The sequence below is a fragment of the Actinocrispum sp. NPDC049592 genome (genome assembly GCF_040675465.1).
Taxonomy (GTDB): Bacteria; Actinomycetota; Actinomycetes; order Mycobacteriales; family Pseudonocardiaceae; genus Kibdelosporangium.
In genome coordinates, this window is sequence record NZ_JBFAPA010000018.1 from 94,076 (window position 1) to 110,838 (window position 16,763).

Here is a 16,763-nt window from a genome sequence, read left to right on the forward strand (position 1 = left end):
AACAACTCTATGGGCGCCCGGCGTAGTCCACGACGGACTTCCAGTCGTCCGGCGCGGCGACCATCCCGATGTACCCGTCCGGCCGGACCAGCACCAGGACGTTCTCCTCGCCCGGCAGCTCGTGGGTCTGCACGCCGGGGATCGGCCGTGCCGCGCAGCCGAACGCGAGCAGCGTGAAACCCGTGCCCTTGACCAAGTCCTGCCACGGCGCCCGTTCGCCCGCCTGTGGGCCGTCCCAGGTGACGAGGTTCTTCGACAGCGGGCTGTCCGGGTAGCCGATGCCGAGCTGCCGGTGTTCGGGCTTGATCCCCTTGTCGATGGCGCCGGTGCCGCTCGTGATCGCGTCCTTGATATCGGTCATCGCCTGACTGCTCGACCGCAGCGTCCATGCCGCCACTGGCAGCCGTTCCTGCTCGTAGGTGTCCAGCAGGGTGGGCGACGCGGTGCCGTCGAGCGTGCGGGCCAGCTTCCAGCCGAGGTTGTAGGCGTCCTGGATGCCGGTGTTCATGCCGAGTCCACCGGCCGGTGGATGCACATGGGCGGCGTCCCCGGCCAGGAACACGCGGCCGACCCGGAACCGGCTGACCATCCGGACGTTCTCGCGATAAGTCGACATCCACGTCGGGTTCGACAGCTTGATGTCGGTGCGCCCGGTGAACTCCGTGCAGAGGCGCTGGAACGTCTCCAGGGACGGTTCGCCTGGAACGGGCGCCACCTGGCACTGCCAGACTTTCGTCGCCTTGAACGGGGTGAGCGCGAACATCCCCCGGTCCGGGTCGATCCACATGTGCATGCCGTCGTTGGTCAGGCCCTCGACCTCGAAGTCGCCGATATGCATCATCTGCTGCTCTTCGGTCTCCCCGTCGAACGGCACGCCCAGCTGCTTGCGGATCGTGCTGCGCCCGCCGTCGCAGCCGATCATGAACTTGGCCCGGATGGCCTCGCCGCTCGCGGTGTGTGCGGTCACGCCCCCGGCGTCCTGCTCGAACGAGGTCACCTCGGCGGTCTCCACGGTGATTCCCAACGAGGACAACCGATCCGTCAGCGCCTCGTTCACGCTCCACTGTGGAATGATCAGGCTGGCGCCCGCCGGGGTCTCCCGGACGACCTTGCCGCCCATGTAGATGCGGCCACCCGTGGACCGGCCCGCGGCGTTGATCGCGTCCAGCACGCCGAGGTCGTCCAGGATCTCCAAAGTGCGCAGCTGCAGGCCTTTCCCGCGGGACCCGGCGAAGATCTCCCGGTCCACGATCCGCACGGGCACGCCCCGGCGGGCCAGGTCGACAGCGAGCGCCAAGCCGGTCGGACCGGCGCCGACGATCAGAACGTCCATCATCTCTCCCCAGTGAGCCCATCGAGCACCAGCGCGACCACCTGGTCGCGCACCTGTGTCATGTCCCGGTCCGCCAGGCCGGTGAAGTGCCGCCCCATCCCCGGCACCGCCACCAGCGAGCTGACCATGGTCGCGTAGAACACCACGAAGTCCACGTCCGCGCGGAAAACCCCTTGTGCCACACCGCGTTCGTGCAGCCCGCGCAGCTCGGCCGAGATGCCGTCGGTCGGCACCTTCGGGCGGACGCCGAACCCGCCGACCGCCTCCTGCGAGGCCAGCGCGACCAGCAGCGGACGCGCGTGCAGCAGGTCGAACATGGCCCGGAACGCCAGCTGCAGCCCCTCGTACGGCTCGAGTCCGGCGGCCTGCTTGAGCGTCTGCGCCCAGACATCGGTCGAACCGGTGAACTCGTGCTCCAGAACCGCTTTGTAGAGGCCCTCTTTGCTGCCGAAGTGGTGGTAGATCATCCGCTCGTTCACCCCGGAGCGGGCCACGATCTCCCGGATCCGGGTGCCCTTCGGCCCGTGCAGGGCGAACTCCTGCGCCGCGGCCTGGAGCAGACGCTCCCGGGTGTCCATGCAGTAAATGTTTACTGCGCGACTCCGGCTTGTCAAGCGGCGATCGCCGCGAGCACGTCGGTGCGGGCCGCCCGGCGGGCCGGCCACATCGCCGCGAGCACGCCGACCAGCACCATCCCGGCCAGCGACACCGCGATCACCAGGTACGGCACCGAGATCCGCCACAGGTCCTGGCCGAGCATCGCGTGCTGCATCGCAGCGCCGACCGCGATGCCGACGACGATCCCGAGCAGCCCGCCATAACCGCAGATCACGACGCTCTCCAGGCGGACCGACCGGCGAACCAGCCGCTGGCTCGCGCCGATCGCCCGCAGCACGCCGATCTCGCGGGTGCGTTCGATGACCGACAACGCCAGCGTGTTGACCACCCCGAAGGCCGCGATCACGATGGCCGCCCCGAACAGCGCGTACATCACCGCCAGCAGCAGGCGCAGGCTGCTGGTCGCGTCCTCGATCAGCCCTTCCCGGTCGGTGACCAGCACGTCCGGCCGGTCGGCGAAGGCCTCCTCGATCGCGCTCCGCGAGCCGAGCGCGTAGATCGTGGTCACCCGGGTCTCGCGGTACCTCTCCGGGATCAGCGTGAAGTCGACGTAGAACAACGGCTGGACCTCGGTTCCCTCGTACAGGCTCGCGACGGGGACCTGGATCGTGGTGACCGGGTCGATCTCGATGCTCACCACATCGCCGACCTTGATCCCGAACGACGCCGCCTCGTTCGCGCCGACCACCGCACCATTGCGGACATCCGGGGAGATCACGCTGTCGGGTTCGATCGCGGACATGGTCGTGTTGTGGCCGTTGACCTTCACGAACCCATAGCGGTCCGCGGACGCCTTCACCCCGGGAATGGCACGGACTTTGCCGAGGACGTCGGTCGCCAGCGGGCTGTTCTTGGTGGGGGACTTGAGGATCACCGCGTTCTCAGGCACGGTCGCGCGGATCGACGAGCTGTACAGGGACACCATGGTCTCGCCGAGCGTCGCGAACGCGCACACCAACGCCAGGCCGACCATGAGCGCGGACGTGGTCGCCGCGGTCCGCCGTGGATCACGGATGGCGTTGCGCATACCCAGCCGTGTCGCCGGGCCACCACGCCTGCTCAGCAAGCGTGCCAACGGTTTCAGTGCGATACCGGTCAGCAGCGGAGCCAACAGGAGCACGCCCAGCCAGCCTACGAAGCTGCCACCCAGGCCCACAACGCGTTCGGAGGTCGTCAGGTCATTGGACAAGGTCGAGATCGTCGCGATGACCGCGATCACCAACGCGATACCACCCGACACCGAACGGATGACCAATGACTGTTTTGAGATTTCAGTATTTGTCCGGAGAGCGGCCATCGGTGGAACCTTCGCAGCGCGACGGGCGGAGGCGTAGGCGGCGATCACCGTGACCAGCACACCGACCCCGTAGCCGACGAGAATCGCCGTGAGGGAAACGGAATACTGCACGGACACGCCCTCCGGTCGCGCGGCCTCCATCCCGAGCAGGCCGAGCCCGATGCCCAGGCCGACACCGAGGGTGGCGCCGATCCCGCCCAGCACCCCGGCCTCGACGAGCACCGCCCGCCGCACCTGCCGCTTGCTCGCCCCAACTGCCCGCAGCAGGGCCAGCTGACGCGTGCGTTGGGTGACGAGCATGGCGAACGTGTTGGCAATGACGAACATCCCGACCAGCAACGCCACGGCCGCGAACGCCAGCAACGTCTCCCGTGTGTCCTGAGCGGCGTCCTCCGCGTGCGCCCGAACCCGCGAGACCAGTTCCGGCCCGGTCGTGACCTCGCGCAGGTTGCTGTCGAAGTGGCCACGGGCGGTGGCCGCGATGGCATTGAGGTCCGCGCCCGGTTCCGCCATCAGATCGACCCGGGCGATCTCGAAGTCAGACGTGCCGAACGCGACCGTGGGCTCGGGTTCGCCCAGCGACCGGTACGCGAAGATCCCTGCGACGACGGCGTTGTCCGTCCTGCCGTCGGCGAGGATGATCCGCGCGGTGTCACCGGCCTTCAACGACGTCTGACGTTCGCTCAACGCCACTTCGCCCGGTGCGGGAGCATGGCCGCTGACCAGGGCGAATCGCTCGGTCGGGTCCCAGTTCGTACCAGCGGTGTCCGGGCGCCCGCTGACGAGTTTGCCGTCGGCGCCGATCAGTCCCGCGCTGCCGAACGTGACGGCGGCCGCGTGGCCGACGCCCGGGATCGCGGCCAGCCAGTCACGATCCTGGCTGGTCAGCGCGGGTGCACGGTCCTTGGTCTGGACGCAGACGCCGACATCGGTGCGGGCGTCGGCGCCCGAGATGGTCGCGGCCGTGGAGTCGGAGACGACCCAGGTGGCGACGACGAACGTCACCCCGAGCACGATCGCGACCAAGGTCATCACGATCCGGCCCTTGTGGGCGCGCAGGTCTCGCAGCATCGCGCGGAGCATCAGGCCATCACCTGCTCCACGATCCGGCCGTCGGCGAAGTGCAGCACCCGGTCGGCGTACGCGGCCGCGGTCGGCTCGTGCGTCACCATCACCACGGTCTGGCCGAACTCGTCCACACTCCGGCGCAGGAAGCCGAGCAGGTCCGCCGCGGACTGGGAGTCCAGCGCGCCGGTGGGTTCGTCGGCGAACACCACGTCCGGCCTGGTGATCAGCGCGCGGGCGCACGCGACTCGCTGCTGCTGGCCGCCGGAGAGCTGGCTGGGGCGGTGGCCAAGGCGGTGCCGCAGGCCGATCCCGTCGATGACCGCGTCGGCGAACCGCTGGTCCGGGCGTCGGCCGGCCAGCTCCAGGGGGAGCACGATGTTCTCCCAGGCGGTGAGGGTCGGCAGCAGGTTGAACGCCTGGAACACGAACCCGGCCCGGTCGCGGCGCAGCTCGGTGAGCTTCGCGTCCGCCAGTCCGGTGAGCTCCGTGCCGCCCAGCCTGACCTGGCCCGAGGTCGGCCGGTCCAGCCCGGCCAGGCAGTGCATCAAGGTCGACTTGCCGGAGCCGGACGGGCCCATGATCGCGGTGAACTGGCCCCTTGGGAACTCGACGGTCACCTCGTCGAGCGCGACCACCCGCGCGTCGCCGGATCCGTATACTTTGGACAGTCCGGCGGCTTCGACTGCTGGTTCGTTCATGCCCGCAACGGTTCCGCAAACCGGTGGGAGAATCGTCGGCCCGCAGTCAGATTCGAGCCGTCAACCTCAAGCGCCAGCTACCGCCCGGGTATCCGCCTGGAGGATGACTCAGCTGTCACAGGTGCTGTTCGCGGGCAGGGTGCTCGCCGGGTCGAAGTACCTGGTCCGGTCGCGGGTGGTGGACTCGGTGGCGGCCTTGGCGTGCTGCTCGCTGAACGCGGGCGCCAGGTAGCCCTCGCGTAACGCCTCACAGCCCATCGAGTACGTGAACCCCTGCGAGCGCACCGGCCAGATGCCAAGGCTGCTCGCGGCGTACTGACCGGTCAGTACGGAGTAGTCGGTGTCCCAGCGGTCGACGGCGACGATGTCCATCACGTCGGTCAGCTGCTCGGCCTTGTCGCTGTTGAACGCATACGCGAACACGTAGTTCGTGTGCACGACCAGCTCGCCCGGGCGGGTGCCGACCTCGGCCCACATCTTCCCGCTCACCTTCGGCGCCGCCGGCAACAGCGTGTAACCGGTGGCCAGCCGGGTGGCGTAGGCATGGGCCTCGTGCGGGTCGTTGCCGAACACCGGGCGCATGTTCTTCTGCGAGTCGCGGGCCAGCAGCTTCAGATACTTCTCGACGTCGTGCTTCTCCAGCACCGTGCGGTCCAGCCGCGAGGTGATCACCGCCTGGCGCACCTTCGTGTACGCGTCGGTGACCTGCTGCTTGGTGAACTTGCCGATCGCGGCGGCCGCGGGGGCGATGACACCGGACTCGCCGTCGGCCCAGCCCTCGGCGGGCGTCCCGGCGAACGGGTGCGCGGTGTCGATGTGCACCTGGGCGGGTGCGGCTTGGGTGACCTCGACAGTTCTCTGGTCCGCGGTCCCTCTGAGCGCGGCAAAGGTGCCCACGCCGGCGACTACCGCGACGGCTGCACCGATGATGGCGACTTTCGCGAAGTGTCGCTTGATGTAGGGGCCGGGGGCAGAACCACTGTCGTTTTCTCCGGGCATGTCTCCCTCGCGCTGGTCGGCGAGTACAGGGTGCCCGGCAGCCCCGTGGTGTCGTAGTCCACACCGGACCGGCAGAGCCTATCCTGGCCACGGTCCGTAAAACCAGTGGTCACGCGTAGTGTCACGAGTGCGCTGAGTCACAATGCGTGGTCCCTGCGTTGGTCCGGCCGGGTATGTCACCCGTTCGCATGACAGGTAATGCGGGTGAAGTCGCCGTGGCGAAGTTCGTAAACTCTTCAGTCGTGACAGACACAGCCATTCCCACGCCCGCCAGTGAACTTCCGGCCGCCTGGCAGCCGGAGCAGGTCGAGGGGCGGCTGTACCGGCGCTGGGTAGACGCGGGCTACTTCACCGCGGACGTCACCTCGGACAAGCCCCCGTTCACCATCGTGCTGCCGCCGCCGAACGTCACCGGCAGCCTGCACATGGGCCACGCCCTGGACCACACGCTGATGGACGCCATGATCCGCCGCCGGCGGATGCAGGGCTACGAGGCGCTGTGGCTGCCCGGCATGGACCACGCCGGCATCGCCACCCAGAACGTGGTCGAGCGGATGCTGGCCGAGAAGGAGGGGCTGTCCCGCCACGACCTGGGCCGCGAGGGTTTCGTCGAGCGCGTCTGGGAGTGGAAGGAGGACTACGGCGGCCGGATCCTCGACCAGATGAAGCGCCTCGGCGACAGCGTCGACTGGAGCCGTGAGCGCTTCACCATGGACGACGGCCTGTCCCGTGCGGTCCAGACGGTCTTCAAGCGGATGTTCGACGACGGGCTGATCTACCGCGCCGAGCGGATTATCAACTGGTGCCCGCGGTGCCTCACCGCGCTGTCGGACATCGAGGTGGACCACTCCGAGGACGACGGTGAGCTGGTCTCCATCCGTTACGGCGACGGGGAGAACTCGATCGTCGTCGCGACCACGCGCGCCGAGACGATGCTCGGTGACACCGCCGTCGCGGTCCACCCGGACGACGAGCGCTACCGGCACCTGGTCGGTACGGAGATCGAGCTGCCGCTGACCGGGCGGCGGATCCCGATCGTGGCCGACGCGCACGTCGACCCCGAGTTCGGCACCGGCGCGGTCAAGGTCACGCCCGCCCACGACCCGAACGACTTCGAGATCGGCCAGCGGCACGGCCTGCCGAACATCACGATCATGAACGAGCGCGCGGTGATCACCGCCAAGGGCCCGTTCGAGGGGCTGGACCGGTTCGAGGCCCGGCCCGCGGTGGTGGCCGCGCTGCGCGAGCAGGGCCGGATCGTCAAGGAGATCCGCCCGTACAAGCACTCCGTCGGGCACTGCTCGCGGTGCGACACGGTCGTCGAGCCGCGGCTGTCGCTGCAGTGGTGGGTCAAGGTCGAGCCGCTGGCCAAGGCGGCGGGCGACGCGGTCCGCGACGGCCGCACCAAGATCCACCCGCCGGAGCTGGAGAAGCGCTACTTCGACTGGGTCGACAACATGCACGACTGGACGATCTCGCGCCAGTTGTGGTGGGGACACCGGATCCCGGTCTGGTACGGGCCGGACGGCGAGGTCGTCTGCCTCGGGCCGGACGACCCGGAGCCGGGCGAGGGCTGGACCCGCGACCCGGACGTCCTGGACACCTGGTTCTCCTCGGGCCTGTGGCCGATCTCGACCCTGGGCTGGCCGGAGCGGACCGCGGACCTGGCGAAGTTCTATCCGACCAGCGTGCTGTGCACCGGCTACGACATCCTGTTCTTCTGGGTCGCCCGGATGATGATGTTCGGGCTGTACGCGATGGACGGCGTCCAGCCGTTCGACGACCTGTACCTGCACGGGCTGGTCCGGGACGCCTCGGGCAAGAAGATGTCCAAGTCCAAGGGCAACGTCATCGACCCGCTGGAGTGGATGGAGCGCTACGGCGCCGACGCGCTGCGGTTCACCCTGGCCCGCGGCGCCAACCCGGGCAGCGACCAGGCGCTGGCGGAGGAGTGGGCGCAGGGCGCGCGGAACTTCTGCACCAAGCTGTGGAACGCCACCCGGTTCGCGTTGTCCAACGGCGCCTCGACGGCGATCCCGGTGCCGTCGCGGGAGTCGCTGACCGACGCCGACAAGTGGATCCTGGACCGGCTCGACCAGACGGTGTCCGAAGTGGACGCCCTGTTCGAGGACTTCCAGTTCGCCAAGCTGTCGGACGCGCTGTACCACTTCACGTGGGACGAGTTCTGCGACTGGTACCTGGAGCTGGCCAAGGTCCAGATCGCCGAGGGCAGGGTCACCGAGACCCAGGCGGTCCTCGGGCACGTGCTCGACGTCCTGCTGCGGCTGCTGCACCCGCTGATCCCGTTCGTCACCGAGGAGCTGTGGACCGCGGTGACCGGCGGTGAGTCGGTCATGATCGCCGCGTGGCCCGCCGTCTCGGGCGCGTCGGCGGACGCCGGTGCGGCGCAGCGGATCGAGGGCCTGCAGAAGCTGGTCACCGAGATCCGCCGGTTCCGCTCCGAGCAGGGCCTCAAGCCGGGGCAGAAGGTCAGCGCGCGGCTGTCCGGAATGGACACCGCGGGCCTGGCCGCCCACCAGGGCGCCGTCGCCACGCTGGCCCGGCTCACCTCCCCGCAGGACGGGTTCGCCGCCAGCGCCGCCCTCGAGGTGTCGCTGCCCGGCTCGGCGGTGATCGTGGAGCTGGACCTGTCCGGCGCGATCGACATCGAGGCGGAACGCAAGCGCCTGACCAAGGACCTCGCCGACGCGCAGAAGGAACTGGCGCAGTGCGAGGCCAAGCTGAACAACCCCAAGTTCACCGAGAAGGCCCCGGCCGACGTCGTGGACAAGATCAAGGTCCGGCGCGAGGTCGCCCTCGCCGACATCGACCGGATCAACACCCGCATAGCCGCCCTCCCAGCGGCCTGACCCGGCTGTGGGACACGCCGAACCCCGGCGTGTCCCACAGTCGCCGCCCCCGTGTCCCACGTTCGCGCGGTGCGTGTCCCACGTTCGCCCGGCGGCCGGAAGGGCGCCTTCTAGTCGTGCTTACGGGTTGCGGTGGAACGGGTTTCCTGGTGGCCGTTCTCGCTGAGCGTGGCTGTCTGGGGCAGCGTAAGGATGAACGACGTGCGGCCGGGCTGGCTGGACAGGTTCACCGTGCCGCCGTGCGCGCTGATGATCGAGTGCACAATGGACAGTCCGAGGCCGGTGCCGCCGATGTGCCGGCTGCGGGAGTCGTCGATGCGGTAGAACCGGTCGAAGATCCGCGCCTGGTGTTCCGGTGGGATACCCGGACCGGAGTCCGTCACGGTGATCACCGCGTCAGGTGACACCGTCACGGTCACCGACGTGCCGGACGGGGTGTGCCGGGCGATGTTCGTCAGCAGGTTGTCCAGCACCTGGCGCAGGCGCATCGGGTCGGCCTGCACAATGACCCGGCTCGGGCCGGTGAACTCCAGCGGGTACGCGGGATGCGCGGCGATGAAGGCCTGCGCGGCGGCCGAGGCGACCTCGACCAGGTTGGTCTGCTCCAGCCGCAGCGGGGTCTCCGAGTCCAGCCGGGCCAGCAGCAGCAGGTCGTCGACCAGCACGCTCATCCGCTCGGTCTCCTCGCGGATCTTGGCCAGGTGCGCCTCGCGCTCCTGGGGCTCGTTGGCCGCCGCGTACCGGAACAGCTCCGAATAGCCGCGGATCGAGGTCAACGGGGTCCGCAGCTCGTGTGACGCGTCCGCGATGAACCGGCGCAGCCGTTGCTCGGCGGCGGTCCGCGCGGCTAGCGACTGGTCGATGTGGTCGAGCATCACGTTGAACGAGGTCCGCAGTTCCTCGACCTCCGGCCCGCCGCCCGCGCCCTTGGCCCGGACGGGCAGGCGCGACGAGTCGGTCAGGTCGTGCGCGGTGATGTCATGCGCGGTCGTGGCCATGTCACTCAGCGGGCGCAGACCTTTGCGCAGCACCAGTCGCCCGGCCACCACCAGCACCACCAACGCGGCGCCGAAGGTACTGGCAAGGATGATCACCAGCCAGCGAACGGTGTCGTTGAGGTCCTCGAGCGGCGCGGCGGTCACCATCACCTGGTTGGGCCGGGCGGGGATCGCGCACGCCCGCGCCCGGTAGAGGCCGTCGCCGTGCAGGAACACGGTCTCGAAGTAGTTGTCCCTGCCGCCGGAGTTCTCCGCGACCCTGGCCAGCTGGCGCAGGTCGCCAGGCGGTGCGGGGCTGTCCGGGCGGCTGGTGGCACGCCCGCCCTCGAGCGTGAAGATCGCCGCGTACCAGGCGACCGGGGTCTTCGGCTTGTTCAGGTAGTTCACCTGGTCGGTCTCGACCTTGGCGATCTGCGAGTCGAACTGCCGCTCCAGATAACCCCGTGTGCTCACCACCAGCACGGTGCCCACGATCCCGAACACCACCAGCGACACCGCGCCCAGCGCGAGCGCCAGGCGGGTGCCGAGCCTGGTCTGCCGCCAGCGCTTCACCCCGCGACCCGCCGCACGACGTACCCAACGCCGCGGACGGTGTGGATCAGTGGCTCGTGACCGTCGTCGATCTTCCGGCGCAGGTGCGACACGACCAGTTCGACCACATTGGACCGGCCGCCGAAGTCGTACTCCCACACGTGGTCCAGGATCTGCGCCTTGGTCAGCACCGCCGGCGATCGGCGCATCAGGTAGCGCAGCAGCTCGAACTCGGTCGGCGTGAGGTTGATCTGCTGCTCGCCGCGGCGCACCTCGCGGGTGTCCTCGTCCATGGTCAGGTCGGCGACCTCCAGCACCGACCGCTTCCACGACGGGCCGGTGCTGCGCCGCAGGACCGCCCGCAGCCGCGCCATCAGCTCCTCCACCGAGAACGGCTTGACCAGGTAGTCGTCACCGCCCCGGGTGAGCCCGGCGATCCGGTCCGCGGTGCCGTCCTTCGCGGTGAGGAACACCACCGGCACCATCGCGCCGCTGGCCCGCAACCCGTCGAGCACGGTGAACCCGTCGACGTCCGGCAGCATCAGGTCGAGCACCACGATGTCCGGGCTGAAGCTGGCCGCCTCCTTGAGCGCGTCCTCGCCGGTCCCCGCGGTGACCGCGTGCCAGCCCTCGTAGCGGGCGACCGTCGCGACCAGGTCGGCGATGTGCGGCTCGTCGTCGACGACGAGCAGGCGCACCGGGCTCTTCTTGTTCACACCTCCATGGTGCGGCACCCTCGCGCGCGTGGCGAGGTGACCGGGTCACTCATAGCAAGTCGACAGGTTGGGAACAGGATCCGCACAGGAACTCCGGCGAGTCTTGACGGCATGACGACCCTGCACCTGACGCGCCCCAGGGCGCTGGCCCGGGCCGGCCTGTATGTCCTCATGGGAGCCAACCTGGGCATCGTGACGGCGTTGTTCGCCGCCGCGGGCCCGTCGGCGGACCCGTTGATCACCATCGGCCGGCTGTTCGGGCTGTACGCGGCCCTGCTGATGGCGTTCCAGCTGCTGCTGGTCGCACGGCTGCCGTGGCTGGACCGCAGGCTCGGCATGGACCGGCTGACCAGCCTGCACCGGTGGACCGGGTTCGGCCTGCTGTGGCTGTTGGTGGGGCACTTGGTGTTCATCGCTTTCGGCTACGCGAATTTGTCTGACACAGATCCGGTGACGGAAGTTGTCAGCCTGGCAGAGACCACTGACGGCATCCTGCGTGCGTTGGTCGCCTTCGCGCTGATCCTGGTCATTGGCGGTGTGTCAGCGAAGTACGCCCGCCGTCGGATGGCTTATGAGACTTGGCATTTCATCCACCTGTACACGTACATCGCCGTGGTTTTGGCGTTCACCCATCAGATCGCGACCGGTCAGTCCTTTGTGAGCAGTGCGTTCGGCCGCGTCTACTGGTGGGCGATGTGGGGCGCCGCGCTGGGTACGGTGCTTGTGGGCCGTGTGGTTTTGCCGCTGTGGCGGAACTTCCGGCACCAGCTGCGGGTGACTGCGGTCGTGCCCGAGTCGGACAACGTGGTCTCGGTGTACATGACCGGCCGTGACCTGGACCGGTTGGGCGCCAAGGCCGGGCAGTTCTTCCTCTGGCGGTTCCTGACCAAGGGGCGCTGGTGGCAGGCGAACCCCTACTCCCTGTCGGCCGCGCCCGATGGGAAAACGTTGCGGCTCACGGCAAAGGCTGTCGGCGACGGCAGCGCCAGCCTGCGGTCGCTGAAGCCCGGCACGCGGGTGTTCGCCGAGGGGCCGTATGGCGCGTTCACCACTTTGCACCAGACCAAGCCGAACGCGTTGCTGATCGCGGGAGGCGTTGGCGTGACGCCGATCCGGGCGCTGCTGGAGGACATCCGCGGGCACGTCGTCGTGCTCTACCGGGTGAACAAGCGGGACGATGCCGTTCTGCTGCAAGAACTCGCGGACATCGCCCGCACCCGCGGCGCGATGCTGCACCTGCTCACCGGGCCGCCCACGGCCCACGACGAGTACGGGCCGCTGCTCGGCGCGAAGAGCCTGGCCGGGATGGTCCGGGACGTGTGGGACCGCGACGTGTTCGTCTGCGGCCCGCCGCCGATGACCAACGTCGTGCTCAAGGGGCTGCGCGAACTGGGCGTGCCCAAGGACCAGATCCACGCCGAGCGTTTCAGCCTGGCGAGTTGAGAGGAACAGCAAGTCATGCGACGGGTCATCCCCGCCATTGTGTTGAGTGCCATCGGGTTCTACTTCGTCTGGCAGTACGAACCGGGCGCCGCCGACGATGTCGTCGCCCAGCCGCCGCCCACCGTGATCCCCTCGACGCCCGCGCCAACGACGTCGTCCTCGTCTTCATCCGGGACGACCAGCACGCCGGTTGAGACGACGAAGACCGTGCAGGGCTCCGCCGAGCGCAACCCGCACGGCACAGTCCAGGTCCAGGTGACGTTCACCGGCGACAAGATCACCGGTGTGCGGTTCCTGCGGCTGCCGGACACCGGGCCGTCCCGGATGGCCGGGCCGTTGCTGGTCCAGGAGACCCTGCGGGAGCAGAGCGCCCAGGTGGACACCGTCTCCGGCGCGACCCAGACCAGCGACTCGTACGTCAAGTCGCTGCAGGCCGCGATCGACGCGAAGGGCGCCTGATGGCCGTCACCCGCGTCGAGCAGGTCATGGGTTTCCCGGTCTCGGTCGACCTGCGCGACGGCGAACCAGAGGACGCCGACCGTGTCTTCGCCTGGTTGCACGAGGTGGACCTGCGGTTCAGCCCGTTCCGGCTGACCAGCGAGGTCTGCCGGTACGACCGCGGCGAGCTCCCGGAGGTCAGCGACGACCTCCGGGAGGTGCTCGACCTGTGTTCGCGGTACGAGCGGGACTCCGGCGGCGCGTTCCGGGCGCGCCTGCCCGGGCGCCCGTTCGACCCGTGCGCGGTGGTGAAGGGCTGGTCGGTGCAGCGCGCGGCCGCGATGTTGCGGGACAGCGGGCTTTCGCGGTTCTGCCTCAACGCGGGCGGTGACGTGGTGACCGCAGGCGAACCGACCGACGGCCAGCCTTGGCGGATCGGCCTCCGGCATCCCGGCAACGCCAATGAAATCAGCGCGGTCCTGGCCGTCCGCGATGGTGCCGTCGCTACTTCGGCCGCGTACGAACGTGGTCAGCACATCATCGACGGCCGCACCGGCTTGCCCGCGTACGGCCTGCTCAGCATCACGATCCACGCCGCCGACCTGACCACGGCCGATGCGACCGCGACCGCCGCGTTCGCCATGGGCGCCGAAGGCCCGGCGTGGGCGGCGGCGCAACCGGGCTGCCAGGTCTACGCGGTGGACAGCGACTACCGCGTGTTCCGGTCACCTGAACTCCCTGTCATCAGGTGAAAAACACGCACTGACCACACGGTTTCCTTGCTACGGTCGGGAGATGTCCCGGTTCTACGTGACCACGACCGTCCACGCACCGGGGCTGACCCATGCGCTTGAGCTGGTGCAGGCCGACGTGCTCGCGCGGCAGCAACGCCTGCGCGGCGCCCGGGTCCGGTTCCTGGCCGCGCCCGAGCTGCGGGGCACGCTTGCCTTGTCCTCCAACGAGTCCATGGGCCCGGCGGAGCCGTCGTTGCGGGTCGCGGACGTCTCGGACGGCCGGTTCCTGCTCTCCCGGCACGCCTGCGCGGTCCGCGAGCTGGTGACCAGCGGCAGGCTCCGCATCGAGCCTGCCCGTTACCGCGACGAGGTCCTGGCCATGGAGATGGCCGACATCCCGGTGCCTTCGGTCCCGGTCGGTTACCTCACGAGCCTCGGCGACGCGCACTACCAACGCTGGTGGGCGAACAACGAGAACCGTGTGCACGTCATCGGCGCGGAGTCGTTGCGCCAGCACGCTGTGCACTGGCCCGCGATGCTGATGTCCGCCGGAATGCCCGTGCCGACGCACATCTACGTGCACTCACCGCACCCGGGCACTGCCGATCCGCGTGACCTTGTCGACCAGTACGGCGACGACGCGGTCCGTTGGTGGCTGCTGCGCTCCAACGGTCCCAAATACACGCCCTCCCAAGCACACAAGGAACTGACCAAGGGCCTCGGCACCCTCGTCGAACGCGTCACGGTGATGGTCCACCGCTACCGCCACGGTCGTCCGCCGACCGCCATTCAGACCGACGACCTCCGCGCCGACCGCGAGTCCGCCGCCGCCCGCATTGACGACGCCCTCGCCGCCGCCGACTTCCGCCGCGCGACCACCGCCGTCTGGAACATCGTCACGGCCGCGAACCTCTACCTCGTCCACTCCCGCCCCTGGGACCTCGCCCAGGCCGAGCAGTCCGGCAACTCCAGCGCCACCCACGGCCTCGACACCGTGCTGACCGCACTGCTCGCCACCTGCCGTTCGCTGGCCAACCAGCTCACCCCGTTCATGCCCACCGCCGCCCAGCGCATCGCCGACCAGTGCTTCGGCCTGTCCGGCGACCTCCCCCAGCCCCGCGCCCTGTTCCCCCGCCCGGCGGCCGGCCTGACGGCGGGACACTAGACTCGGTTGACGTGACTGACCCCGATGCGCTGCAGGTTCTCCGCGAGGTCGAGGCCGAGCTGGACACCCGGTGGCCGGAGACCAAGATCGGGCCGTCGCTCGACCGGATCACCACGCTGATGGACGTGCTGGGCAACCCGCACCGGTCGTACCCGGTGCTGCACGTGACCGGCACGAACGGCAAGACCTCCACGACGCGGCTGATCGACGCGCTGCTGACCCGGATCGGGCTGCGGGTGGGCCGGTTCACCAGCCCGCACCTGCAGCTGGTGACCGAGCGCATCGCACTCGACGGCGCCCCGATCAGCCCCGAGGTCTACGTACAGACCTACCGGGACATCGAGCCGTATGTGTCCATGGTGGACGCCGCCAGCGACGTGCGGATGACCAAGTTCGAGGTACTCGCCGGGATGGCGTACGCGGCGTTCGCTGAAGCGCCGGTGGAGGCCGCGGTCGTTGAGGTCGGTCTCGGCGGCGGCTGGGACGCGACGAACGTGGTCGACGCGGAAGTCGCGGTGATCGGGCCGGTCGACATCGACCACACCGACTACCTGGGCCCGGATGTGACCGGGATCGCCCGGGAGAAGGCCGGGATCATCAAGCCGGACTCGATCGCGATCCTCGGTGAGCAACGCCCCGAGGTGATGCAGGTCCTGCTGGAGCGAGTGGCCGAAGTGGACGCCACGGTCGCCCGCCAGGGCCAGGAGTTCGGCGTGCTGGAACGTGAGGTCGCCGTCGGCGGGCAGCTGCTGAAGCTGCAGGGCCTCGGCGGTGTCTACGACGACATTTTCCTGCCGCTGCACGGAAAGCACCAGGCCGACAACGCCGTCCGCGCCTTGGTCGCGGTCGAGGCGTTCTTCGGCGCGGGCGCGGAACGGCAGCTGGACGTCGAGGCGGTCCGGCAGGGCTTCTCGGCCGCGATCGTACCCGGACGGCTGGAGCGGATGCGTTCCGCGCCAAGCGTTTTCATCGACGCCGCGCACAACCCCCATGGGGCGAACGCGCTCGCCGCCGCGCTGGGCGAGGAGTTCGCGTTCCGCAAGCTGATCGCGGTGGTCGGGATGATGGCGGACAAGGACGCCAAGGGCATCCTGGAGGCACTCGAACCGGTGGCAGGCGAGATCGTGCTGACCCGCAACACCTCGCCGCGCGCGATGGACGTGGACGAGCTGGCCAGCGTCGCGCGGGACATCTACGGCGACGAGCGGATGGTCGTCGAGCCGCGGCTGGACAGCGCGATCGAGACCGCCGTGCGGCTCGCCGAGGAGGTCGGCGACCCGACCGAGCCGCTGGCCGGCGGGGGAGTGGTGGTCACCGGCTCGGTCGTCACCGCGGGTGAGGCACGGACCCTGTTCGGGAAGATCCCGGCATGACCGAGCGCGCCGAAGACAACGCCCCCGAGCCCGACGAGGAACGTGCCCAAGTGACCGCGCCCGACACCGAAGCGACCCCAGCGGCCTCCGCACCGGACCCGATGAAGGGGTTCCGCGGGGTGGCGGCCGGGGCGTTGATCCTGGAAGCGATCGTCGTCGGGCTGTCCCTGCTGGTCGTGCACCGCACGGCGGGCGGCCTGGGCACCTGGAAGGGCCTGCTGGCCGGCGGCGTCATCCTGGCCCTGATCGTCACCTGCGGCCTGCTCAGGCACAGCTGGAGCACGTGGCTGGTGATCGCCATCCAGGTGGTGCTGATCGCGAGCATCTTCGCCATCACCGAGCTGGGTGTGGTGGGGATCATCTTCGGCCTGGTCTGGGCGTACCTGCTCTACCTGCGCCACGACGTGGCGAAGCGGCTGGCCGAGGGACGCCTGCCCAGCCAGCGGCAATAGCGTTCATCCGTTGGTTCACTGACGTTGTTG

Annotated in this window: 14 protein-coding genes; 7 read left to right on the top strand and 7 right to left on the bottom strand. The window is 69.3% G+C overall.

The window, feature by feature from the left end; genetic code table 11:
• Positions 1-7 precede the first annotated feature (7 nt).
• From AB0J95_RS36910 to AB0J95_RS36930, 5 genes are all read right to left on the bottom strand, one after another.
• Positions 8-1,333 (bottom strand): FAD-dependent monooxygenase, encoded by a 1,326-nt coding sequence (locus AB0J95_RS36910; RefSeq protein WP_364768856.1) that lies wholly within the window; start codon positions 1,331-1,333, stop codon positions 8-10.
• On the bottom strand, positions 1,333-1,911 hold the full coding sequence (locus tag AB0J95_RS36915) for a TetR/AcrR family transcriptional regulator (RefSeq protein WP_364768859.1): 579 nt from the start codon (positions 1,909-1,911) through the stop codon (positions 1,333-1,335). The genes AB0J95_RS36910 and AB0J95_RS36915 overlap by 1 nt, the downstream gene beginning before the upstream one ends.
• Positions 1,912-1,943: 32 nt before the next feature.
• Entirely contained in the window at positions 1,944-4,331 is a 2,388-nt protein-coding gene (locus tag AB0J95_RS36920; protein WP_364768862.1) for an FtsX-like permease family protein, read from the bottom strand.
• On the bottom strand, positions 4,331-5,014 hold the full coding sequence (locus AB0J95_RS36925; protein WP_364768865.1) for an ABC transporter ATP-binding protein: 684 nt from the start codon (positions 5,012-5,014) through the stop codon (positions 4,331-4,333). The genes AB0J95_RS36920 and AB0J95_RS36925 overlap by 1 nt, the downstream gene beginning before the upstream one ends.
• Before the next feature lie 108 nt (positions 5,015-5,122).
• A complete protein-coding gene (locus tag AB0J95_RS36930) occupies positions 5,123-6,013 on the bottom strand; it encodes a hypothetical protein (RefSeq protein ID WP_364768868.1) in 891 nt (296 codons plus the stop codon).
• 188 nt (positions 6,014-6,201) lie between these two features.
• Between AB0J95_RS36930 and AB0J95_RS36935 the strand changes: the two genes are divergently transcribed.
• Positions 6,202-8,883, top strand: coding sequence for a valine--tRNA ligase (locus tag AB0J95_RS36935; RefSeq protein WP_364768871.1), 2,682 nt, complete (start codon positions 6,202-6,204; stop codon positions 8,881-8,883).
• A 110-nt stretch (positions 8,884-8,993) separates the two neighbouring features.
• Here the strand turns inward: AB0J95_RS36935 and AB0J95_RS36940 are convergent, their stop codons facing one another.
• Positions 8,994-10,433 (bottom strand): ATP-binding protein, encoded by a 1,440-nt coding sequence (locus tag AB0J95_RS36940; RefSeq protein ID WP_364768873.1) that lies wholly within the window; start codon positions 10,431-10,433, stop codon positions 8,994-8,996.
• Positions 10,430-11,128: a response regulator transcription factor gene (locus AB0J95_RS36945; protein WP_364768876.1), complete on the bottom strand. Its 699-nt coding sequence runs from the start codon at positions 11,126-11,128 to the stop codon at positions 10,430-10,432. Before AB0J95_RS36945 ends, AB0J95_RS36940 begins: the two co-directional genes overlap by 4 nt.
• Before the next feature lie 111 nt (positions 11,129-11,239).
• Here AB0J95_RS36945 and AB0J95_RS36950 point away from each other — a divergent pair, with 111 nt between their 5' ends.
• Genes AB0J95_RS36950 through AB0J95_RS36975 form a run of 6 tightly spaced genes read left to right on the top strand, consistent with a single transcriptional unit; the run spans position 11,240 to position 16,733 of the window.
• The gene (locus tag AB0J95_RS36950; protein WP_364768879.1) at positions 11,240-12,571 is read left to right on the top strand and encodes a ferredoxin reductase family protein; all 1,332 of its coding nucleotides are present in this window, start codon (positions 11,240-11,242) and stop codon (positions 12,569-12,571) included.
• A gap of 15 nt (positions 12,572-12,586) precedes the next feature.
• Entirely contained in the window at positions 12,587-13,030 is a 444-nt protein-coding gene (locus tag AB0J95_RS36955; protein ID WP_364768882.1) for an FMN-binding protein, read from the top strand.
• On the top strand, positions 13,030-13,761 hold the full coding sequence (locus tag AB0J95_RS36960; protein WP_364768885.1) for an FAD:protein FMN transferase: 732 nt from the start codon (positions 13,030-13,032) through the stop codon (positions 13,759-13,761). The genes AB0J95_RS36955 and AB0J95_RS36960 overlap by 1 nt, the downstream gene beginning before the upstream one ends.
• 43 nt (positions 13,762-13,804) lie before the next feature.
• Entirely contained in the window at positions 13,805-14,908 is a 1,104-nt protein-coding gene (locus tag AB0J95_RS36965; RefSeq protein WP_364768888.1) for a class I tRNA ligase family protein, read from the top strand.
• Between the two features lie 11 nt (positions 14,909-14,919).
• Positions 14,920-16,281 (top strand): folylpolyglutamate synthase/dihydrofolate synthase family protein, encoded by a 1,362-nt coding sequence (locus AB0J95_RS36970; RefSeq protein ID WP_364768891.1) that lies wholly within the window; start codon positions 14,920-14,922, stop codon positions 16,279-16,281.
• The gene (locus AB0J95_RS36975; protein WP_364768893.1) at positions 16,278-16,733 is read left to right on the top strand and encodes a DUF4233 domain-containing protein; all 456 of its coding nucleotides are present in this window, start codon (positions 16,278-16,280) and stop codon (positions 16,731-16,733) included. Before AB0J95_RS36970 ends, AB0J95_RS36975 begins: the two co-directional genes overlap by 4 nt.
• Positions 16,734-16,763 lie beyond the last annotated feature (30 nt).

Coding starts and splice junctions, on each gene's coding strand:
- AB0J95_RS36955 (WP_364768882.1), top strand. CDS start 12,587: ATGCGACGGGTCATCCCCGCCATTGTGTTGAGTGCCATCGGGTTCTAC.
- AB0J95_RS36935 (WP_364768871.1), top strand. CDS start 6,202: ATGACAGGTAATGCGGGTGAAGTCGCCGTGGCGAAGTTCGTAAACTCT.
- AB0J95_RS36915 (WP_364768859.1), bottom strand. CDS start 1,911: ATGGACACCCGGGAGCGTCTGCTCCAGGCCGCGGCGCAGGAGTTCGCC.
- AB0J95_RS36925 (WP_364768865.1), bottom strand. CDS start 5,014: ATGAACGAACCAGCAGTCGAAGCCGCCGGACTGTCCAAAGTATACGGA.
- AB0J95_RS36910 (WP_364768856.1), bottom strand. CDS start 1,333: ATGGACGTTCTGATCGTCGGCGCCGGTCCGACCGGCTTGGCGCTCGCT.
- AB0J95_RS36930 (WP_364768868.1), bottom strand. CDS start 6,013: ATGCCCGGAGAAAACGACAGTGGTTCTGCCCCCGGCCCCTACATCAAG.
- AB0J95_RS36975 (WP_364768893.1), top strand. CDS start 16,278: ATGACCGAGCGCGCCGAAGACAACGCCCCCGAGCCCGACGAGGAACGT.
- AB0J95_RS36950 (WP_364768879.1), top strand. CDS start 11,240: ATGACGACCCTGCACCTGACGCGCCCCAGGGCGCTGGCCCGGGCCGGC.
- AB0J95_RS36960 (WP_364768885.1), top strand. CDS start 13,030: ATGGCCGTCACCCGCGTCGAGCAGGTCATGGGTTTCCCGGTCTCGGTC.
- AB0J95_RS36920 (WP_364768862.1), bottom strand. CDS start 4,331: ATGCTCCGCGCGATGCTGCGAGACCTGCGCGCCCACAAGGGCCGGATC.
- AB0J95_RS36965 (WP_364768888.1), top strand. CDS start 13,805: ATGTCCCGGTTCTACGTGACCACGACCGTCCACGCACCGGGGCTGACC.